The sequence below is a fragment of the Streptomyces sp. NPDC101110 genome (assembly GCF_044759525.1).
Classification (GTDB): Bacteria; Actinomycetota; Actinomycetes; order Streptomycetales; family Streptomycetaceae; genus Streptomyces.
Genome location: NZ_JBIVZM010000001.1, coordinates 569,866 through 590,805 on the forward strand (window position 1 = coordinate 569,866; position 20,940 = coordinate 590,805).

A 20,940-nucleotide genomic window follows, 5' to 3' on the forward strand; every position below is an offset into this window, starting at 1 on the left:
GTCGGGGCCGACTGTGTGCCGCACAGGTTTCTCGACCATACTTCTGCGCTGTGGAGCAGCGCATAGGTTCGAGCAGCCAGCCCCTGGAAGGCGCCGGATTCGACCCGGCCTTCATCCCCGGGCTCACCTCACCCGCGTCCGAACGGGCAAAGGAGGGCGGGCCGGAGAAGGAACCCGAGGTCGCCGAGGCCGAGGTCGCCGAGGAGGCCGCCCCCGAGCAGGAGGTGTCCTCCTCCGGCCCGGAGGAGGACACCGAGCCGGAGGAGAGCGCCCCGGCCGACGGCCCCGTCTTCGAGGCGTCCGACCGCCGCGCCCGGCTGGTCGCCGACCACAGAGGCGTACGCATGTCCCTGGACGACCAGGAGTGTGAGTTCCGCTGGGACGAGATCGGCGCGGTGGAGACGGAGACGGCCCGCTTCGGCAAGCGGTACACCGTCACCGTCCACACCCCCGACCGGCGCTGGTACCCGATCGAGATCGAGGCGCCGGCCAGGAGCCGCTTCACCGAGTGGGACGAGCAGTTGGACGCCGTCCTCGACGCCTACTTCGAGGAGAGCGCGGAGTAAGGGGCACGAGGCTCTGCCGGAGTGCGGCTCCGCCGCGTGGCCGCACCTAACCGCAGTACTGCGCTTCCTTGCCGATCGACCGGTACATGCAGTCGGCGTTCTCCAGCAGTTGCAGCACCGCGTCCCGGTTGCGGGAGGTCTCCCGCTCGATCACCTCGTCGGGCGGGTAGAACCCTCCCCCACCGGACCGGGGGTACATCTCGAAGGTGTACGCGAAGATCTTGTGCGTGCCCCAGAGGTAGTCGTCGATCGAACCGTCCGTGATGTACAGGTCGCTGGACTGCTCCGCCGTGTACCCGTTGCTCGCGGCCATCTTCCGCCCGACCGCCTTGAACGCCGCGTTGTCGTCCGCGGTCATGCCGGTCGTCGTGTCGGAGTACGTGTAGCCGAACGGCCACAGCACCAGCTCGCTGTAGGTGTGGAAGTCGACACCCGCCTTGATCTGCTGCGTGCCGCCGACGACCCGGCTGCGCACGAAGTCGGAGACGACCTTCACCTCGGGTGCCGACTCCGCGGCCGACCCCCGGTACGTCTCCGAGGACGTCGACCCGGAGGAGCCGCCGCAGCAGCCCCAGCGGTAGTTCCAGTTGCGGTTCAGGTCGGTGCCGACGTACGACGAACCGGAGTTGGGCTGCCGGTTCTTGCGCCAGGAGCGGTAGGAGCCGGTGGCGATGTCGTACTCGCCGCCGTCCGGGTTGATGTCCGGGACGATCCAGATCTCGCGGTTGTTCACCATGCCGGTCACGCGTGAGTCGGAGCCGTAGCCGGAGGTCAGCTCGCGCAGCAGGTAGAGCGCCATCTCGACGGTGAGGTGCTCACGGGCGTGCTGGTGGTGTGTGAACAGCACCTCCGGCTCGGACTCGTCGGTGCCCACGTTGTCGCTGATCTTGATGGCGACGATGTTCCGCCCCTGGTAGGACTTGCCGATCACGCGCTGGCTCGCGATGGAGGGGTTGGCCGAGACGATCGAGTTGATCTCGCTCGTCATCTCCGCGTAGTTGTGGTACTTCGAGTCCGCCGACGGGAAGTCGAGGAGCCGGACGTCGTCCTCACCGGCGGACCGGTCGGGCACCGCGCCCAGCGGGGTGACCTCGTAGCCCTGCGCGCGCAGCTTCCTGATCTGGTCGGCGCGGCCGGAGACCACGACGCCGTGCCCGTGGACCTCGTCCACGGACACGCCTGCGCGCTGAAGTGCCGTACGGTCCGCGGCCGTCGAGCGCAGGTGGATCTCGTACTGCCGGACGTCGTCGGCCGAGGCGGCCGGCTTGCGGGCGCTGTCGGCGGCGGCATCGTCCGTGGTCGCGGACAGGGGGGCCGCGAGGGCGAGGGCGAGGAGCCCGGCGAGGGCGGCGGTGCGTCCACCGGTGCGGGCACCGGGGCCTCGTGTGCGAAGTCGCATGAAATCTCCTTGTGGGAGGTGGGGTTGTTCCGTGCGACGTACGTGTGCGGGTGGCGCATATCGTTCTGCTGATGGCATGAGCAGGTCAAGACTGAAAGCAGCCGCGCAGTGTACGCGCGTGGTGTCGCGGTCGAGGTGTCACAGCCGAAGTGCACCCGCAGGTGTGGCCCCGGCGTGCATATATGTACGCGACTCCGACACAGTGAGGGGCCGCGCACACCGAGCCGGAGTGTCCGGATCCCCGGACTCACACCCGTTCAGAGGACTGGCTGATCATGGGCGGATCAGCGCCACGACAGGACCACCACCTGCCGGCCGAGACGACCAGCTTCGTCGACCGGCGTGGCGAACTGACCCAGGGCCGCGAACTGCTCGCCCGCGCACGTCTGGTGACGTTGACCGGGCCGGGCGGCGTCGGCAAGACCCGGCTCGCCGCGCGGATCGCGGACCGGGTGCGGCGCGCCTTCCCCGACGGCGTGCGCTACGTGCACCTGTCCGGACTGCACGACCCGGCCCTCGTCCCGCTCGCCGCCGCCGACGCGCTCGAGCTCCACGACCGCTCCGCCCAGCCGCCCCTCGAAGCCCTCGTCGAACAGGTACGGGACCGGCGGCTGCTCCTCGTCGTCGACAACTGCGAGCATCTGGCGGGCGCGTGCGCGCAACTGGCCGCGGCCCTGCTGCACGGCACCGAGGGCGTCCGGATCCTCGCCACCAGCCGGCACCGGCTCGGCCTCACCGAGGAGCATCTCCTGGAGGTACGGCCGCTGCCGGTGCCCGACCCGGACGGCGACCTGTCCGCCGCCCAGGGCTACCCGGCCCTGACGCTCTTCGCCGACCGGGCCGCCGCCGTCGTCCCCGGCTTCCGCCTCACCCCCGCCAACCGCGCCTCCGTCGCCCGGCTGTGCCACCGCCTGGACGGGCTGCCCCTCGCCATCGAACTCGCCGCCGTCCGCATGCGCGTCCTCGACGTCGACCAGCTCCTGGACCGCCTCGACGACCGCTACCGCTTCCTCACGACCGGCAGCCCCGCCGCCCTGCCCCGCCACCAGACCCTGCGCGCGGCGGTCGCCTGGAGCCACGACCTGTGCACCCTCCCCGAGCAGACGGTGTGGGCCCGGCTGTCCGTCCTGGCGGGCAGCTTCGACCTGGAGACGGCGGAGGCGGTCTGCGCGGACGACCCCCCGGAGAGCGATACCGGCCCCGCGACGGACAAGGTGAGGCGACTCCCGCACACGACCCCACCCGCCTGGCCGGCCCCTCACACGCAGGCCCCGTCCACACACCCCCGGCCCGCCGCGGCACCCTCCGGGACCGTGGACGCTTCGGTCGCACTCCTCCGGCCCGCCGCAGAACCGTCCGGGACCGTGGAGGCCCCAGCCGTACACCCCCGGCCCGCCGCGGCACTCCCCGGGACCGTGGAGGCCCCAGCCGCACACCCTCCGCCCGCCGCGGCACACCCCGGGACCCTCGACGCTTCGGTCGCACACCCCCGGCCCGGTGCCGCACCCCCCGGGGCCGTCGTCCTGCTCTCCGCCGTCCCGGGCCTGCGCAGGGACGACGTGCTCGAAGCCGTCGCCGGGCTCGTGGACAAGTCCGTGCTCTGCCGGGAGCCCGGGCCCGGCGGAGTGCGCTACCGGCTGCTCGACACCCTGCGGCAGTACGGTCTGGAGCAGTTGAGGCGGGTCCCGGGGCAGGAGGAGACCGCCCGGCGGCGGCAGCGCGACTGGATGGCACGGCGGGCCGAGGCGTGTGAGCGGGGCTGGTTCGGCCCCGGCCAGCCGGAGACGGTCGCCCGGCTGCGCGCCGACCGGGACAACCTCCGCGCCGCCCTCGACTTCAGCCTCTCCGCCCCCGGCGAGGCCCTCGCCGGACTGCGTCTCGCCGGCACGCTCTGGTTCCACTGGCACGCCTGCGGCGCCTCCCGCGAGGGCCTGTACTGGCTCGACCGGGCCCTGACCGCCGCCCCCGGACCGACCCGGGAACGGGCCCGCGGCCTGTGGGTCGCCGGGCTGCTGGCCGCCGCCACCCGGGACTTCCCCCGGGGCCGCCGCCACGCCACCGATGCCCTCGCCCTGGCCCGCACCCTCGGCGACGACGCCGAAGCCGCGCACGCCGAGTACGTCATCGGCGTCATCCGGCTGTTCGGTGACGACCTGCCCGGCGCGCTGCGGCACTTCGAGACCACCGTCGCCCGCGGCCCGGTGCCCGGACAGCACCTCAGCCTCGCCGGCCTCGACCAGGTCGAACTCGCCTGCGCGCTGGCCTACCTGGGCGAGGCCGAGCGGGCCGTCGAGGTCTGCGAGGAGGCCCTCGCGCTGTGCGAACGGCACGGCGAGCAGTGGGTCCGCTCCTACGTGCTGCGCATCCTCGCCCTCGCCCACGCCGTGCGCGCGGACTGGCCCAGGGCCGAACGGCACGCCCTCGAGGCACTGCGGCTCAAACTCGCCGTCCACGACGTCATCGGCATCGCCCTCACCCTCGACCTGCTCGCGTCGATCGCGGCCGCACGCGGCTCCCACGAGCACGCCGCCGTCCTCCTCGGCGGAGCCGACCGCGTCTGGGCCGACATCGACACCGGCCGCTGGGGCTCCCACACCCTCAACGCCGTGCGCCGGGACACCGAGGAGCGGGCGGGCCGGGCCCTCGGCCCGGAGGCGTTCGAGCGGGCCCACCGGCGGGGCAGGGCCCTGACGCTCGCGGAACTCGCCGGCCGGGAGCCGCGGGGGCCGGGCCGCCCGCACCCCGCGGAACCCGCCGCCCCGCCCCCGACCGACGACGGCACGGTCCGTCTGACCCGCCGTGAGACCGAGGTCGCCCAGCTCGTCGCCGAAGGCCTCGCCAACCAGCAGATCGCCGACCGTCTGGTGATCGCCCGCCGCACCGCCGAAGGCCATGTGGAACGCATCCTCGGCAAGCTCGGCTTCAGCAACCGCAGTCAGATCGCGGCCTGGGTGACGGCGCGGCGCTGCTCCACCCCCGCACGCACCCACCCACCCGAGGGGACCACATGACCACCGCCGAACACAGCCCGTTCGACCACCGCATGGCCGTCTTCGACTCCGACGACGGCTTCCTGGCCGCCGCCCTGCCCTTCCTCGGCGAAGGACTCGGCGCCTCCGGCGAGCCGCCGCCGGTGGCCATCGCTGCCCCGCACCACCTCGACCTCCTGCGCGACGCCCTCGGCCCCGGCGCGAAGGACGTCACCTGCATCCCGCACACCGACTGGTACACCGGCTCCGCCGCCAACGCCGTCGCCCGGGCCGCCACCTATCTCGCGGCACACGCCGGACCCGGCGGCCGCCTCCACCTCGTCATGGAACCCGTCTGGAGCGGCCGCGCCGGCCGCTCGGCCCGCGAGACCACCGAGTGGATCCGCTACGAGGCCCTCGCCAACCTCCTCTTCGCCCCCATGTCCACGACCGCCCTGTGCGCGTACGACACCCGCACCGCCGGACCCGCCGTCGTCGCCGCGGCCCGCCGCACCCACCCCGGCACCGAGGTCTACGAGGACCCGCTGCGGCTCGCGGCCGAACTCGACGCCGTACCGCTGCCGTTGCCGCCGTACGGCGCGCACCGCCTCCCGCAGCCGGACACCGCGGCGGTGCAGAGCTGGGCCGTCGGGCGGGGGCTGCCCGCCGCGGACGCCGAGCTGTTCGCCGCCGCCGTCGCGGAGAGCGCGGCGGCCCTCGCGCCCCTCGGCGGTGACGTCCTGCTGTGGGGGGAAGGCCCCGGCTGCGTCTGCGAACTGCGCTCGGCCCGCCGCATCGACGACCCGCTCGCCGGCTTCGTCCCGCCGGCCGCCGACCCGGAACCGGGCCCGGGGCTGTGGTACGCGCGTCAGGTCTGCGCCTACGTGGACATCCGCGACGACGCCGACGGAGCGACGGTCCGCCTCCAGTACGCATAGCCTTCCCACCTGCGCAAGCAGGTAGGGGATCGGGTAGTCCTCCCCCTGCGCCGGACCGCTCGTGGGGACCACCCTGGACCCATGCTGCAACTCTCCGGGCGGCACCTCCCCGACCCAGACGCACGCTACGGCCCGTTCCCGCAACCACCCCTGGGGGCAGGGCACCTGAGTGTCGAGTACGCACCCCTGCCCTCCGCAGTCCGCGAGGCGCGCGCGGAGGTGCGCAGGCAGTTGGAGGGCTGGGGGCTCGGCGAACGCGGTGACGTCGCGGACGTGGCGGAGCTGCTCGTCGGTGAACTGGCCACCAACGCCCTGGTGCACGCCGGGAGCCGCTTCCGGCTCACGCTGTTCGCCGCGCACGGCCTGCTGCGCTGCGAGGTCGCCGACGCCGAACGCCGGGTCCCCCGGGTGCTGGACGCGGGCACCGGGGAGAGCGGCCGTGGGATGTTCCTGGTGGACGCGCTGGCCCGGAGCTGGGGCTGCCACCGGGACGGGCCGGGCAAGACCGTGTGGTTCGAGCTCGGCACGTGCGGGGCGGACGGCTGTGGTCGGCGACAGCCGTGACGCACCGCCGGGTGGGCCCTGGCGGTGCGTTCTGCCCGCCTGGGCCCGTCCTCGGGCTGCGGGCCCGTCGTGGTCGATCCCACCGCGCCGCTGCGGAGAAGCCGCACCTCGACCATGCCCCGCGCCCCTGAGGCCGGTCCGCTCCTGCCCTCTTGTCGGTCCTGGCACATTGCTGTTTCTTGATCTGTATGGCCGACACCACGCAGCACACGGGTACGCAGCAACCGCAACCCCGGAAGGCGAGTTGGAAACACATCGGTCCGGGCATCGTCGTCGCGGCGACCGGAGTCGGCGCCGGTGACCTGGTCGCCACCCTGATCGCGGGCAGCAACTTCGGCTACACCCTGCTGTGGGCCGCCGTCATCGGGTGCCTGGTGAAGATCTCCCTGGCCGAGGCGGCGGGCCGCTGGCACCTGTCCACGGGCCGCACCCTGTTCGACGGCTGGGCGAGCCTCGGCCGCTGGACCACCTGGTTCTTCGCGGTGTACGTCGTGGTCTGGGGCTTCGTCTACGGCGCGGCGGCGATGTCGTCGAGCGCGCTGCCGCTGCAGGCGCTGTTCCCGGAGGTGATGGACCTCAAGTGGTGGGGCATCGCCTGCGGTCTGGTCGGGCTGGTCTTCGTCTGGTTCAACAAGTACGCGGTGTTCGAGAAGGTCATGACGGTCCTGGTGGGCGTCATGTTCGTGGTGACGGTGTACCTGGCGATCCGGGTCACGCCGAACATCCCCGACGCCCTCGCCGGTCTCCTGCCGGTGCTGCCGGACGAGAAGGACTCGATCCTCAACACACTGGGCCTGATCGGCGGTGTGGGCGGCACGATCACGCTCGCGGCCTACGGCTACTGGGTCAACGCCAAGGGCTGGACCGACACGGGCTGGATGAAGATCATGCGGCTGGACAATCGCGTCGCCTACGCCACCACCGGCATCTTCGTCATCGCCATGCTGTTCGTCGGCGCGGAGCTGCTCCACTCGGCGAACGTCGCCATCGCCAGCGGTGACAAGGGCCTGATCCAGCTGGGTGACATCCTGGAGGAGGAGTACGGCTCGGCGACGGCGAAGTTCTTCCTGATCGGCTTCTTCGCCACGTCCTTCACCTCGTTGATCGGCGTCTGGCACGGTGTGAGCCTGATGTTCGCCGACTTCGTGGCCCGGCTGTCGGGCACGGGCCAGGCCAGGGGCGAGGAAGTCGCCTCCGGGACGCGTGAACGCTCCTGGCCGTTCCGCGCCTATCTGCTCTGGCTGACCTTCCCGCCGATGATCCTGCTCTTCGAGGGCCAGCCCTTCCGTCTGATCATCATCTACGGCGTCCTCGGCGCGGCCTTCCTGCCGTTCCTCGCCGGCACCCTGATCTGGCTCCTCAACTCCGGCCGGACCCCGCGGGAGTGGCGCAACGGCCCGCTCAGCAACGTCATGCTCGCCGTCGCCGGCCTGCTGTTCCTGATCCTGTGCGTGAAGCAGATCTGGGACCAGCCGTGGGGGGAGTTCTTCTAGGACGGGAGAATGGCGGGATGACCCAGCAGCCCCCGCCACCCGGGCCCGGCTTCGGCCCGCCACCGCCGCAGTACGCGCCGGCGCCACCCCCGTACGCCGCCGCGCAGCCTCCGTACGCGCCCGCACAGCCTCCGTACGTCCAGGCTCCGCCGCAGCCGGCGGCCGGGCCGGACTTCCTGGCCGTCGACAAGCGCAACGCGGTCGTCGTCGACGCGTCGGGTGTCGCCTTCGAGTCGTCCGGTCTCTCGATCGAGTTCCGCTGGCCCGAGATCCGCAGCGTCCACTACCGGGCGAGTCCCAACGGCAAGGCACTGATGGTCGCCGTGGTCCACAGGGACGGCCGGTTCTTCGAGTGCGTGGTGGAGGCCCGGCCCCGGTCGCGGCTCCAGGAGTGGTTCCCGCAGCTGGCGTGGGTGCTGGGCCACTACAGGCCGGCGGGGTGAGGGACCTCCCCGCCCCGCCGGCGACGTCAGTGGTGGCTACGGCAGCCCGTGCACATGGGGCCCGACCGCGTTGGACCAGGCGTTGCCCGCGGTGGCGTCCCAGTTGGTCGACCACGTCATCGCGCCGCGCAGGTCGGGGTACGTCCGCGGGGGCTTGAAGGTGCCGCAGCCGGTGCCCTTGGCCAGGCAGTCCAGGGCGTTGTTCACCACGGTCGGTGAGACGTAGCCGCTTCCCGCTCCCCGGGTGGAGGCCGGGAGGCCCAGGCCGACCTGGGAGGGGGCGAGGCCGTTCTCCAGCTGGATGCAGGCCAGGGCCGTGAGGAAGTCGACCGAGCCCTGGCTGTAGACCTTGCCGTCGCAGCCGAGCATGGAACCGCTGTTGTAGTACTGCATGTTGACGACCGTGAGGATGTCCTTCACGTTCAGCGCGGTCCGGAAGTACCCGTTGGACGTGGACTGCATGTCGATCGTCTGCGGAGCCATCGTGAGGACGAGCGAGGGGCCCGCCTTCTCCGACAGCGCGCGCAGCGCCTGCGTCATGTACGTCGCGTTCAGGCCGTTCTCCAGGTCGATGTCGACGCCGTCGAAGCCGTAGGTCCGCATCACGGAGTACACGCTGTCCGCGAAGTTGGCCGCCGACGCGGCGTCGTTCACCGACACCGTGCCGCGCTCCCCGCCGACCGAGATGATGACCTTCTTGCCCGCGGCCTGCTTCGCCTTCACGTCCGCCTTGAACTGCTCGGCCGTGTAGCCGTTCAGCCCGGCCGAGTCCAGGGTGAAGGACACCGCCCCGGGCGTGCCCGTCGCGTCGGCGAAGGCCACCGCGATGATGTCGTAGGCGGCGGGCACGTCGGAGATGCGCTGGACCGTCGCCCCGTTGTTGAAGTTCTGCCAGTAGCCGGTCACCGCGTGCCGGGGCAGCGCGGGGCCGGGTCCGTTCGGCTTGTTCGTGGTGCCCGTCACGGCCGCCGACTTCGGCGACTCACCGGCCCCGTTCGTCGCCGCGACCTGGAAGGAGTACGACGTCGAGGCCGCGAGGCCGGTCACCGTCGCCGAGGTGCCGGAGACCGCCGTCACCTTGGTGCCGTCGCGGTAGACCGTGTAACCCGTCGCCCCGGAGACCGTGTTCCAGGCGAGGGAGACCGAGGAGGGCGTCGTGCCGGTGACGTTCAGGCCGCCCGGCGCGGACGGGACCGTGGGGCCGGGGTCCGTCCCCCCGCCGCCGTCGGGACCGAACACCGACACGTCGTCCGCGTAGTACGCCGCCTGCCCGTACCAGCCGTGCGTGTACACCGTCACCGAGGTGGTCGAGGAGCCGGTGGTGAAGGTGGTCGAGAGCTGCTTCCAGGAGGAGGAGTCGGGCGTCCAGGTGGACACGTCCGTCGTGCCCGTGCCCGTCACGCCCAGGTAGGCGTACCCGCCCCGCACCCAGGCGCCCAGCGTGTACGTCGAGCCGGGCTTCACCCGGACCGTCTGGGCGCACCGGGCGTTGTCCTGCCCCGAGGGGGTCGCCCGCAGCGCGGCCGTGCCGGTGCGGACGGGGGAGGAGACCGTCGTGCCGCTGCCCGCCGAGCAGGTCCAGTCGCTCAGGCCCGACTCGAAGCCGGCGTTCCTGGCGTTGTTGACGTCGGCGGCGCTGGCCTGGCCGACGGTCGTGACAGTGAGGGCCAGGGCAGCCGTGACGGCACCCGACCAGAACCGCAGGGATCGTCTGTGTGGGGACATGACAAGAAAATGGTTCAGACCAAAGAGGCTGTCAAGAGGTCCAGACCAACCTGTCGAGCAGCAGTCCCACCGCACACCCCGCCAACAGCACCCCCGTGGACATCCAGAACGCCGCACCCGCCGGGTCCAGCACCCCCGGCCGCAAGGACAGCAGCAGCACCTGCGCCGCCGCCGGAACCGCGCACGCCGCCGCCAGATGCCGCACCGGCACCTCGCGCCACGGCTCCGGATGCACCCGCGCCGCCGCCCAGGTGGCCAGCGCGACACACATCAGGTTCGGCAGGTGCACCAGCGCCAGCGCGGCCCCGAACGACCCGACGCCCTCCGGGCCGACCAGCGGCCCGTACACCAGCGTCATCTGGACGTACTCGGTGAGGACGAGCACCACGATGCCGACGGCCCAGCAGCGGGCGAGCGTCATCAGTCACCCCCGGTGATCTCGAAGAGGAGCAGGATCGCGAAACCCGCCGCGGCCAGGCCGCAGCCCGCGACCAGGGCCAGCGACTGGAGCACCGGGGACCAACTGCCCAGGCCCGCCACCGTCGCCGTGCCCGCGGGGTCGCGGGGGTCGTAGGTGACGGTGACCGGGCTGCCCTCCGTCGTCGACCAGCCCGCCAGGTCCTCGAACTCGACCCGCACGCCGTCGGCCGTGCGGAAGGCGAAGAAGTGCCGCCGTGCGTCGGAACGCTGATACGGCTCCGTCTCCACCCGCACGCACTCACCCCCCGCCCGCACGCCGCGCCGCAGCACCCGCGTCACCGTCACCAGCCGCCGCGCGTACCTCCAGGCCAGCGCGCCGAACAGCGCCACCAGCGCCGCGAGGACGACGTATCCCGCGCCCGGCACCGCCACGGTTAGTGCACCTCGACCGAGTCGATGATCCGGTCCAGGTCCCCTTCCGGCAGGGACCCCCGCTGCGCGTCGATCCGGATCGCGAAGGCCGTGTCCTGCGAGTCCAGCCCGGCCAGGATCACTCCCTCGACCGGAGTGCCCGCGGCCGGCCCGCCGTCCTCGCCGGTGGCCTTGAAGGAGAAGTCGATCCGCCTGGCCTCGTCCGTGCCGGCCAGCTCCACGTCCTTCTGGCCCTTGACGGCAGCGCCCATCTGGATGCCCGCCTCGGCGGCGATCGCGGCCTGCTCCGCGGAGTTCGCCTCGGTGAATCCCAGCTGCACGGTGACGACCGAGACCTTCCTGGCGCCCTGCGTCCGCGCCGCCGCCGCGGCATTGTGCTCGCCCCGCTCGGCCGCGCTCTGCTCCTCGTAGCCCTTCGGGTACGACACGTCGACCCCCTTCGTCTTCAGCGTCCCCCAGCCCTCGGGCACGCTGCCCGCGCCGGAGTCGGAACTCCCGCAGCCGGTCAGGGCGACGGCGGTCGTCAGCAGGGCGGCGGCCAGGCCGGCACGGCGGGTCTTCATCGGCAGGGACTCCCGTCTCGTCAGTTCGCACAGTAGCTGTAGGGAAGATAGGAGCGGCCCTGTCCGTGCGGCGCCCCCAGGAAGCGGGCGTCGGTCAGGGTCTCCGCCTTCTTCTCCGTGCTGATCGTCATGCCCAGGCTGAGCCCCAGATTCAACTCGAAGCCGTACTCGGCCGCGTTCACCTCACCCGTGTACGTCATCCGGCTCGACTTGCCCTGGTCGAACATCAGTTGCCCGAAGGGGTCGTCGGCGCCCGGCCGGGCCGTCGGGGCGTGGTCGGCGAACATGTACTGGAAAGGCGTCGCGACCTGCTCGTTGTTGCTGTCCAGCCAGCGTTCGGCGACCGCCCGGTCCCGGTCGCCCGCCGGGCCGGGGTCGAAGGTGAGCGTGTTCGTGACGATCTCGATGCCGGTCCGCGAGTCGGTGCCCTTCACCCCGGCGTTCCCGCCCCGCTTGTCCCCGTCCTTCTTGCCGTTGTCGCCGCCCGCCTTCGCGCCGTCCTTCTGACCGCCCTCCTCGACCGTGCGGGTCATGTCGACACGGACCAGCTTGCCGGTCTTCTTGTCGTAGGTGACGGTGATGGTGCCGGTCTGTGTCGTGTTCGCCGCGTACTCGCCGCTGAGCGGGCCCGCCTCGTACCCCACCTTGGAGCCGTACTCGATGGACGAGGAGTAGGTGTACGACTTGGTGTTCTTGTAGGAGTTGTCGGTCCAGGTGACCTCGGGCGCGTACTTGAAGGTGCCGCCGAGCGCGGCGCTCAGCTTCTTCTCGTCGCCCGCGGAGATCTTCAGGCCGGCCGACGCCGAGGCCTCCAGGCCCACCTTGCCGTAGGTGATCTTCCGGTTGTCGCCGAGGTGCTCCTTGATGCGGTTCTGCGTGTCCTCCTCGTCCTTCAGGGGCCCCTTCCCGAAGAGGTAGAGGATGCTGTCGCCGACGCTCGCCTCCGCGCCGCCCGGCATGGTCCGGCGCATCTCGTACATCTGGAGCTTCTCCACGTCGACCCGGAACCGCTGGGCCTCCTCGGGGCTCTGGAACACCCACGTGTCGCCGTTGGTCACCTTGATGCCGAGGCCCAGCTCCACCTTGTCCGCGCCGAACCGGCCCACCTTCATGCCCGGCTTGAAGTCCTTCTTGGCGGCCACCGACGCCGCGTCCGTGAACGTCAGATAGACCAGCTGGTCGCTGTCGTCGACCTTGCCGTCCCCGTTGACGTCCGTCTTCGCCTTCAGACGCTGCTCCTGGAAGCCGTACTCCTTGCCGATCTCCCAGAAGAGGATCTTCGCCTTGGATCCCGCCTTGTCGGTGACGGACGAGATTTGGCACAGCGCCGGCTCGAAGTCGGCGTCGGTGAGCGGCTTGTCCGGCCCGGGCCCGGCCGTCCCGCAGTCGCCGCCGGCGACCCGGCAGACCTGCGTGGCGATCCTGTCGTAGATCAACTGGCCGACACCGGTGGCCGACAGGGCCAGAACGATCGCCGCGCTGACGACGACCATCCCGAGGTACTCGGTGCCGGTCGCCCCCCGGTCGTCGAAGACCGCTCTGCGGCCGTACGCCCGTATGCCGCCCCCGTCCGCCATACGGCCCCCTCCTCGCCGATCCGCGTGCCATCCGGCCGTGTGCCTTCCGGCTGTGTGCCATCAGGCTGTGTGCCTTCCGGTCATGTGCCTTCCGGCCGTGTGTGCTTTCCGGACGGCGAGCGTAGGTACGCGACGCTGCGTCAGGCGTGGGCCTCAGGGCCCAAACGAAGGCCCACCGTCACCACTGGGCCCGCTGGGCCCACCGCACGGGGCCGCCCCGGACGCGCCTCGGCGACCGGCAAGATGCTCAACCTGCCCCGTTTTGACGCCTCTTGTGCAACGGCAGTTGCTCTCCAGCTACACAAACGCTGTTCTCCGGTCACAGAGGCGTGGATACAGTGCTGAGGTAGTCACGCAGTGAAGTCGACACGGTGCGCCGGAGTGACACCCGGCGTTCCGACCGGCATGGGGAAACGGGGAGCTGCGCGTGCCAACTGCCATTGCCGTGACCGGCGCCGACATGGCGCTGCCGCCACAGGACGAACGCACCCTGCCCGCCGTCGTGCTCCGGGACGTCGACCGACGCCCCCTGGAGCAGGCGCTGGCCGAGATGCAGGCCCTGGTGGAACACCACGGGCACGTGATCGTGGTCTGCTCACCGGCCGCGCCCACCGCGGTGCAGCGACGGCTGCACACCCTGCGCTCGCTCATGGAGAGCGACCGCATCGCCCTGTTCCGGCCGGACCTGCCGCCCCTCGGACTGGCCGTCCTGGCCCGCCAGTTACGTCAGCTCGCCTCCTGCGACATCAGCCCCGGCGTGCTCGCCTCGGCCGGCCGGCTGCTCGTCCACTACATCCACGCCGGCGCGCTGCTCAACTCCGTCGCCCGCCTCGACCGCGTCCCCGTGGGCCTGAAGTCGCATGCCAAGTCCTGGGTGCCCGGCAGCCAGTTCGGCGTCCTCGCCCACCCCGAGCCGCAGCTCGTCAGGATCACCCCCGAAGCCGCCCTGCCCGGGCCCGAGTTCGGCACCTGGATGCTGATCGCCAAGGGACAGCTCCAGTCCGACTGGGTCACCGGCACCCTCGCCCCCTCCTGGAAGGTGCAGGGGCTGCGCGAGACCCCGCTCCCGGCCGAATCGCCCGGCTGGTGGGGCACCGGCAGGCTCATCGAGTTCTGCAGCTACCTGCCCGACCTGTCCGTCCTCTACCAGCTGGTCACCTCCGTCCGGCGCAGCCGGTGCCACTGGTGCGGCATCGACGTCATCGGGGACCGCTGCGTGTTCTGTTCGGCGATGCCACCCGCCCACGACAGCCCACCCCACCAGCAGCCAGAGAACCGAACGGCCGTCGGCTGACGCTGACACCGCTCATCAGCACGTTCCGATCCCGCTCGACCGATATCCACAACGAGGTTGTACGGTTCATGAACTCCCGTCAGCGCCGCGGCGTGATTCTCCTGCTCCTGTCGGTCGTCTGCGCCCTCGGCGCCTTCGCCGGCGTGCTCTCCGTCATCAGCGACGTGAAGTCGAAGGTCGGCCCCGAGGTCACCGCCTACCGGCTCAAGTCCGACGTGCCGCCCTACACCACCCTCAGCACGGGCCAGTTCCAGAAGATCGAGATGCCCGAACGGTGGCTGTCCGACAACGCGGTCACCGATCTGCGGGAGATACAGGGCAAGATCGCCGTGACCACGCTGCGCGCGGGCTCCCTGCTCCAGTCCGACATGATCGTCCGCCAGCCGGCCCTCCAGCCCGGCCAGCAGGAGGTCGCCATCATGATCGACGCGGCGACCGGCGTGGCCGGCAAGATCACTCCCGGCGCCTCGGTCAACGTCTACGCCACCTTCGAGGGCGCCCGCGAGGGCGACCCCGACCAGTCGAAGATCATCGTCACCAACGCCAAGGTCCTCGACGTCGGCGAACTCACCGCGCTCAAGCCCGACGAGGGCAACCGCACTCAGCAGCCCACCGACGCCGTCCCCATCACCTTCGCACTGTCCGCCCTCGACGCGCAGCGCATCACCTACGCCGAGTCGTTCGCCAAGCGCGTCCGCCTCGCCCTCGTCGCGCCCGGCAGCGACACCACCGTCCCCGAGCGGGACCGGACGTACGAACTCGCGAAGGACAAGTGAGAGGCTGCCATGCCCACGAGGATCCTCCCGGCAGTCGGTGACACGGACGCGGTCCGGTCCGTCACGACACTGCTCAGCCAGCTCCCGGACGCCGAGCCCGTCGCGCCCGTGGTCGACTCCACCCAGCTCGTCGACACCCTCGCGCGGCTGGCCGCGGAGTCCGTCGACGAGCTGCCCGAGGTCGTGATCGTCCACGAACGGATCGGCCCCGTCCCCGCGCTGGAACTGATCCGCGAAGTGGCCCTGCGCTTCCCGGCCGTCGGCGTCATCCTCGTCACCTCCGACGCGAGCCCCGGCCTCTTCCAGGCCGCCATGGACTACGGCGCCCGCGGCCTGGTCGCCCTGCCGCTGAGCTACGAGGAACTCGCCAGCCGCGTCCAGGCGGTCGCCCAGTGGTCCGTCGGCGTACGGCGGCACCTGGGCGCCGGCGGCGACGTGTTCACCGGCGTCGGCGGCACCGTCGTCACGGTCAGCGGCGCGAAGGGCGGCACCGGCACCACCCTGACCGCGATCCAGCTCGCCCTGGCCGCCCAGGCCTCCGGCCGCAGCACCGCCCTGGTCGACATGGACCTCCAGACCGGCGACATCGCCTCCTACCTGGACGTCCAGTTCCGCCGCTCGGTCGTCGACCTCGCCGCGATCAACGACATCTCCCCGCGCGTCCTCGCCGACGCGGTCTTCCGCCACGACACCGGCGTGGCCCTGCTGCTCGCCCCCGCCGAGGGGGAACGCGGCGAGGACGTCACCGACCGCGCCGCCCGGCAGATCGTCAGCGCCCTGCGCTCCCGCTACGAGGTCGTCGTCATCGACTGCGGCGCCCAGCTCGGCGGCGCCGGCGCGGCCGCCGTGGAGATGGCCGACCGGGCCCTGCTGATCACCACGCCGGACGTGGTGGCCGTACGGGGCGCGAAACGGGCCGTGCGGATGTGGGACCGGCTGCAGATCCGCAAGGCCGAGGAGACGACCGTCGTCGTCAACCGGCACTCGCGCGGTACGGAGATCCAGCCGCCCCTGATCCAGAAGATCACCGGCACGGAGGTCGCGGCCACCGTGGTCCCCGCCAACTTCAAGGAACTGCAGAGCGTCGTGGACGCGGGCCGCATCCACGAACTGGAGAACAAGAGCGCGGTGAAGCAGGCCCTGTGGGGCCTGGCCGGAGAGCTCGGCCTGGTCAAGACCGCGGACGGCGCCCAGAAGGGGGGCCGGGGAGCGGGGGGCTTTCGGCGGAGGAAGGAGGGGTGAGGGTGCCTTTGAGGGAGCGGGACAAGGGTCAGGTGACGATCGAGTTCCTCGGGATGACGCCGACGATCATCGTGACCCTGATCGCGCTGTGGCAGGCCGTCCTCGTGGGCTACACGTTCGTCCTCGCGGGGAACGCGGCGGACGAGGCGGTGCGTGCGGGGACGGCGGCGCCGCGGGGAACGCGGCAGGCCGCGTGCGAGGAGGCCGGGCTCAGGCACCTGTCGGACGCATGGCGGTCGGGCGCAAGTGTGGCGTGCGACGGCACCGGCTACGTCACCGCGGACGTGGACCTGGAGGTCCCGGTCCTCTTCCCCGGCACGCTGTCCTTCGGGTTCACGGTCCACGGCCACGCCGGTGCGGTCGAGGAAGAGGAGGACTGAGATGTTCCACAGCCGTCAGCGCCGCGACCGCGGCCAAGTCGCCATCGAGTACATCGGCTTCCTGCCGATCCTGCTCCTCGTCGCCCTGGCGGCCGTACAGCTGGGGCTGATCGCGTACACGGCACAACAGGCCGGTACGGCGGCCCGGGCGGGGGCGCGCAGTGCGTCGCTGGGAGGGCCGGCCGAGGCGGATTGCAAGGCCGCGGTGAGCAGTTGGCTGGCCGGCAGAACGAGCTGCCCCCCGTCGATCGGCGGGGAGGAAGTGACGGTCACGGCCACCGTGCAGATCCCGTCCCTCGTGCCGGGCTGGGAGTTCGACCCGGCCGTCAAGACCGCCACGATGCCGCGCGACCACTGAAAGAAGAGCTAGGAGCACCGCACTCATGAGCCTGCGAGCACGCATCAACACCCCCGAGGAGAAAGGCAACCGGGGCGAGGACGGCCACATGGTCGCCTCCTACCGGGCCAAGCTCCTGGAGGAGATCGACCTCGCGGAGATGAGTTCGCTGGCCGCCGCCGAACGCAGGGCCCGGCTGGAGCGGGTGCTGGGACACATCATCAGCCGCGAGGGACCGGTCCTGTCGACGGTCGAACGCGCACAGCTGATCCGCAGGGTGGTCGACGAGGCACTCGGCCTCGGCATCCTGGAGCCGCTCCTGGAGGACGCCTCCATCACCGAGATCATGGTGAACGGCCCGGACGCGATCTTCGTGGAGCGCGGCGGCAGGGTCGAGCAACTGCCGCTGCGCTTCGCCTCGAACGACCAGCTCATGCAGACCATCGAGCGCATCGTCTCGACGGTCAACCGCCGGGTCGACGAATCGAACCCGATGGTCGACGCCCGCCTGCCCTCCGGTGAGCGCGTCAACGTCATCATCCCGCCGCTGTCCCTGACCGGCGCCACCCTCACCATCCGCCGCTTCCCGCGCTCCTTCACCCTCCAGGAGCTGATCGGCCTCGGCTCGCTCGACGAGCACATGCTGTACCTGCTGGCGGGGCTGGTGCAGGCGAAGTTCAACATCATCGTCTCGGGCGCGACGGGCACCGGCAAGACGACCCTGCTGAACGCCCTGTCGGGGCTCATCCCCGAAGGCGAACGCATCATCACCATCGAGGACTCCGCCGAACTCCAGCTCCAGCAGCCGCACGTGATCCGCCTGGAGTCCCGCCCGCCCAACGTCGAGGGCAAGGGCCAGGTGACGATCCGCGACCTCGTCCGCAACTCCCTGCGCATGCGCCCCGACCGGATCGTCGTCGGTGAGGTCCGCGGCGGCGAGTCCCTCGACATGCTCCAGGCGATGTCCACCGGCCACGACGGATCCCTCGCCACCGTCCACGCCAACAGCGCCGAGGACGCGCTGATGCGGCTGCAGACCCTGGCGTCCATGTCGGACGTGGAGATCCCCTTCGTGGCGCTGCACGACCAGATCAACAGCGCGGTCGACGTCATCGTGCAGCTGACCCGGTTCGCGGACGGCGCCCGCCGCATCACCGAGATCGCGCTGATGGACAGCCACGGCAGCGACCCGTACCGGCTGGTCACGGTCGCCCGCTTCCACGCGCAGCCCATGACCTCCGACGGCCGTATCCACGGCGTCTTCGAGTACTTCCCGCTACCGCGCCGCACAGCCGACCGCCTCTACATGGCGAGCCAGCCCCTTCCCCAGGCGTTCGGCATCGCCCGGACGGCGGACCAGCTAGCCACCCGAGAAGCCAGGTAGGACCGACCGATGGAACTGCAACCGCTCATCACGCTCACCACCGGCATCACCCTGCTGACCTGCGTCCTCGTGGTCGCCGGCCTGCACTCCTACGCCATGGGCAAGGCACAGCGGCAGGCCCTGGTGGACCGCCTGTCCGCCACCGGCCAGGTCCCGGCGGGCGGCCGGCGCCGCAACTTCCGCGGCATCGACCGCAGGCTGCGGCGCACCAGGCTCGGCAAGAAGCTCGAACTGCGCCTGGCGGCGACCGGCCTGGACATCACCCCCGGCGAGTTCTTCGTCTACATGCTCGCCACGGTCGCGGGCCTGTGGCTGATCGGCCAGGCCGCCCTGGCACCGTTCTTCGGACCGCTGGCGGGGCTGCTCGGCATCGGTGTCGCCGTGCAGTTCCTCAACTGGCAGCGCCAGAAACGCATCGAGAAGTTCATCAACCAGCTTCCCGAGATGGCCCGGATCCTCGCCAACGCCACGCAGGCGGGACTCGCCCTGCGCACGGCGATCGGCATGGCCGCCGAGGAGATGGAGGCCCCGGCGGGTGAGGAACTGGGCAAGGTGGCGGCACAGCTGGCCGTCGGCGCCTCGATGGACGACGCCCTGGGCGAGCTGGCGGACCGTCTGCCGTCCCGTGAACTGGTCGTCCTCGTCACCACACTGGTCCTGTCCAACCGGGCGGGCGGCCAGGTCGTCAGCGCCCTGCGCAACCTGACGGAGACGCTGGAGGAACGCAAGGAGACCCGGCGCGAGGTCCGCACCCAGCTCTCCCAGGTCAACATGACGTCGTACGCGGTGCCAGTGCTCGGCGTCGGCTCCCTGTTCCTGATGAACGGGGTGAAGGACGGCGCCCTGGACCGCATGACCGGCTCCTCCTTCGGCCAGGCGGCGGTCATCATCGCCTTCTCGCTCTACGCCGTCGGCTTCGTCCTCATCCGCCGTCTGTCCCGCATCGACGTCTGAGAGCCAGGAGACAACCATGGGACTGCTCCTCGCCCTGCTGATGGGCCTCAGCGTCTGGGGCGTCTTCGCCGGCGTCCGCATGTACCGTGCGGAGGCCAAACTGCCCGGCGACCTCGCCCTCGCCCTGGAGGTCGGCTCCACGCGCACCGGCGCGGTCGACTCGCTCATCGACCGCCTCGGCATGCGCTACGCACCCGCGGTCCTGCGCCTGATGGGCCCGAAGCAGGTGGCCAAGTACCGCCGCAAGATCGACCTCGCGGGCAACCCCGGCGGCCTGACGATCGACCGGTACGCGGCACGGCGCGCGGTCTACGGCTGCCTGGGCGCCGTCGGTTTCCTGGTCTTCCTCATGCGGGGCCAGCTGCTGGTCGCCCTGCTCCTGCTGGCCTTCGGCGCGTTCTGGACGGAGGTCGGCATCTGGTCGGCGATCCGCATCCGCAAGGACGTCATCGAACGGACCCTGCCGGACTTCCTGGACGTCCTGGCGGTCGTGGTCAGCGCCGGACTCGGCTTCCGCCAGGCGCTGGACCGGGTCGCCTCCCGCTACGAGGGCCCCTGGGCGGACGAACTGCGCATCACCCTGCGCCAGATGGACCTCGGCATGAGCCGCCGCCAGGCCTTCGCGGAACTGCGCCGCCGCAACGACTCCGAGCAGGTGGCGATGTTCGTGACGGCGCTGCAGCAGGGCGAGGAACTGGGCGCGCCGATCGTCGACACGCTGGTGTCCCTCGCCAAGGACATGCGCCGTACGGATGCGCAGAACGCCCGCCGCAAGGCGGCCCGGGCCGTCCCGAAGGCCACGATGATGATCACGACCTTCATGGTCCCGGCCACGATGCTCCTGCTCGGAGCGGGCCTGATCCTCGGCTCGGGCACGGACTTCGGCTCGGTGACGGGCAAGTAGGGGAGGGGGACGGCCATGTCGATGACAGGGGAGCGGACGGGCCTGCTGGGGCGGCGGCGCCGCCGGGCCGAACGGACACCGGAGATCACTACGCCCCCCGCGGGTACGGTCCTGCCGGCGCATGTCCGCACGGGCGCGCCGGACGTACCCGTGACGTCGGTGACGCCTGCGCTGCCGCCGGGCTGGGAGGCGGCGGGAGGGCTCGTCGGCGGTGAGCCGACCCTGCGGATCAAGGGCGGCGGGCGACGACAGCCGACGGTGCATTCCACGAACGCGGCGGTCGCTCCGGACCCGGCGCTGACTCCGTCCCCGGCGCTGACTCCGTCCCCGGCGCTGACTCCGTCCCCGGCGGTGACTCCGTCGCAGAGCCCGGTGCCGACGGCCGGGGAGGTGGCGCGCGGGTCGGCGGGGGGATCGGCCGGCGGTCGGCCGCGGAAGGCCGGCGCAGGGTCGGAGCACCCTGAGACCGGACGTCCGGACGCCGTGGGCGCAGTGTCCCCGGAGGGGCCGCCCGCAGCCGGCGACGGGGATCGCCCGGGCGCTGCCGTCGGGAACCGAGCCGACCAAGCCGACCGGGGCC

20 protein-coding genes are annotated in these 20,940 nt (G+C 71.6%); 14 read left to right on the forward strand and 6 right to left on the reverse strand.

All coding sequences use genetic code 11. From position 1 onward, the window contains the following. Window positions 1-50 precede the first annotated feature (50 nt). Window positions 51-566, forward strand: a complete 516-nt coding sequence (locus ACIQU3_RS02685; protein WP_403725049.1) for a hypothetical protein — start codon at window positions 51-53, stop codon at window positions 564-566. A 46-nt stretch (window positions 567-612) separates the two neighbouring features. Here the strand turns inward: ACIQU3_RS02685 and ACIQU3_RS02690 are convergent, their stop codons facing one another. Continuing rightward, a complete protein-coding gene (locus tag ACIQU3_RS02690; RefSeq protein WP_403725053.1) occupies window positions 613-1,965 on the reverse strand; it encodes a M14 family metallopeptidase in 1,353 nt (450 codons plus the stop codon). Between the two features lie 275 nt (window positions 1,966-2,240). On the opposite strand from ACIQU3_RS02690, the gene ACIQU3_RS02695 reads away from it, so the two are divergent. From ACIQU3_RS02695 to ACIQU3_RS02715, 5 genes are all read left to right on the forward strand, one after another. After that, the gene (locus ACIQU3_RS02695; protein WP_403923112.1) at window positions 2,241-4,976 is read left to right on the forward strand and encodes a LuxR C-terminal-related transcriptional regulator; all 2,736 of its coding nucleotides are present in this window, start codon (window positions 2,241-2,243) and stop codon (window positions 4,974-4,976) included. Then, on the forward strand, window positions 4,973-5,872 hold the full coding sequence (locus tag ACIQU3_RS02700; RefSeq protein ID WP_403725060.1) for an anti-sigma factor RsbA family regulatory protein: 900 nt from the start codon (window positions 4,973-4,975) through the stop codon (window positions 5,870-5,872). Before ACIQU3_RS02695 ends, ACIQU3_RS02700 begins: the two co-directional genes overlap by 4 nt. Before the next feature lie 81 nt (window positions 5,873-5,953). Further along, window positions 5,954-6,436: an ATP-binding protein gene (locus ACIQU3_RS02705; RefSeq protein WP_403725064.1), complete on the forward strand. Its 483-nt coding sequence runs from the start codon at window positions 5,954-5,956 to the stop codon at window positions 6,434-6,436. Between the two features lie 188 nt (window positions 6,437-6,624). Next, complete coding sequence (locus tag ACIQU3_RS02710; protein WP_403725067.1) at window positions 6,625-7,929, forward strand: Nramp family divalent metal transporter; 1,305 nt, start codon at window positions 6,625-6,627, stop codon at window positions 7,927-7,929. Window positions 7,930-7,946: 17 nt separating this feature from the next. Beyond that, entirely contained in the window at window positions 7,947-8,372 is a 426-nt protein-coding gene (locus ACIQU3_RS02715; RefSeq protein ID WP_403725071.1) for a hypothetical protein, read from the forward strand. Window positions 8,373-8,408: 36 nt separating this feature from the next. On the opposite strand, the gene ACIQU3_RS02720 is transcribed toward ACIQU3_RS02715, so the two are convergent. From ACIQU3_RS02720 to ACIQU3_RS02740, 5 genes are read right to left on the reverse strand one after another with little or no spacing between them, the layout of a single operon-like run. Then, complete coding sequence (locus ACIQU3_RS02720; RefSeq protein ID WP_403725076.1) at window positions 8,409-10,097, reverse strand: chitinase; 1,689 nt, start codon at window positions 10,095-10,097, stop codon at window positions 8,409-8,411. Between the two features lie 31 nt (window positions 10,098-10,128). Then, complete coding sequence (locus ACIQU3_RS02725) at window positions 10,129-10,518, reverse strand: hypothetical protein (protein ID WP_403725079.1); 390 nt, start codon at window positions 10,516-10,518, stop codon at window positions 10,129-10,131. Continuing rightward, on the reverse strand, window positions 10,518-10,949 hold the full coding sequence (locus tag ACIQU3_RS02730) for a DUF3592 domain-containing protein (protein WP_403923114.1): 432 nt from the start codon (window positions 10,947-10,949) through the stop codon (window positions 10,518-10,520). The genes ACIQU3_RS02725 and ACIQU3_RS02730 overlap by 1 nt, the downstream gene beginning before the upstream one ends. Before the next feature lie 2 nt (window positions 10,950-10,951). Continuing rightward, window positions 10,952-11,512: a hypothetical protein gene (locus ACIQU3_RS02735; RefSeq protein ID WP_403725086.1), complete on the reverse strand. Its 561-nt coding sequence runs from the start codon at window positions 11,510-11,512 to the stop codon at window positions 10,952-10,954. A gap of 20 nt (window positions 11,513-11,532) precedes the next feature. Continuing rightward, window positions 11,533-13,089: a hypothetical protein gene (locus ACIQU3_RS02740; protein ID WP_403923116.1), complete on the reverse strand. Its 1,557-nt coding sequence runs from the start codon at window positions 13,087-13,089 to the stop codon at window positions 11,533-11,535. A 460-nt stretch (window positions 13,090-13,549) separates the two neighbouring features. Here ACIQU3_RS02740 and ACIQU3_RS02745 point away from each other — a divergent pair, with 460 nt between their 5' ends. The 8 genes from ACIQU3_RS02745 to ACIQU3_RS02780 all read left to right on the forward strand — a co-directional run bounded on the left by ACIQU3_RS02745 (window position 13,550) and on the right by ACIQU3_RS02780 (window position 20,360). After that, window positions 13,550-14,383, forward strand: coding sequence for a hypothetical protein (locus tag ACIQU3_RS02745; RefSeq protein WP_403725624.1), 834 nt, complete (start codon window positions 13,550-13,552; stop codon window positions 14,381-14,383). A 68-nt stretch (window positions 14,384-14,451) separates the two neighbouring features. Next, window positions 14,452-15,159 carry a Flp pilus assembly protein CpaB gene (cpaB, locus tag ACIQU3_RS02750; protein ID WP_403725091.1) on the forward strand — a complete coding sequence of 236 codons (708 nt, stop codon included), beginning with the start codon at window positions 14,452-14,454 and terminating at the stop codon, window positions 15,157-15,159. 9 nt (window positions 15,160-15,168) lie between these two features. Beyond that, window positions 15,169-16,401, forward strand: coding sequence for a CpaE family protein (locus tag ACIQU3_RS02755; protein ID WP_403725098.1), 1,233 nt, complete (start codon window positions 15,169-15,171; stop codon window positions 16,399-16,401). A gap of 53 nt (window positions 16,402-16,454) precedes the next feature. Then, window positions 16,455-16,781, forward strand: coding sequence for a pilus assembly protein (locus ACIQU3_RS02760; protein WP_403725628.1), 327 nt, complete (start codon window positions 16,455-16,457; stop codon window positions 16,779-16,781). A gap of 1 nt (window position 16,782) precedes the next feature. Further along, window positions 16,783-17,139 (forward strand): TadE/TadG family type IV pilus assembly protein, encoded by a 357-nt coding sequence (locus tag ACIQU3_RS02765; RefSeq protein ID WP_403725102.1) that lies wholly within the window; start codon window positions 16,783-16,785, stop codon window positions 17,137-17,139. Window positions 17,140-17,164: 25 nt separating this feature from the next. Then, complete coding sequence (locus ACIQU3_RS02770; RefSeq protein WP_403725105.1) at window positions 17,165-18,502, forward strand: CpaF family protein; 1,338 nt, start codon at window positions 17,165-17,167, stop codon at window positions 18,500-18,502. A gap of 9 nt (window positions 18,503-18,511) precedes the next feature. Then, window positions 18,512-19,456, forward strand: coding sequence for a type II secretion system F family protein (locus ACIQU3_RS02775; protein ID WP_403923118.1), 945 nt, complete (start codon window positions 18,512-18,514; stop codon window positions 19,454-19,456). Between the two features lie 16 nt (window positions 19,457-19,472). Further along, window positions 19,473-20,360, forward strand: a complete 888-nt coding sequence (locus tag ACIQU3_RS02780) for a DUF5936 domain-containing protein (protein WP_403923120.1) — start codon at window positions 19,473-19,475, stop codon at window positions 20,358-20,360. The last annotated feature ends 580 nt before the right edge of the window (window positions 20,361-20,940 follow it).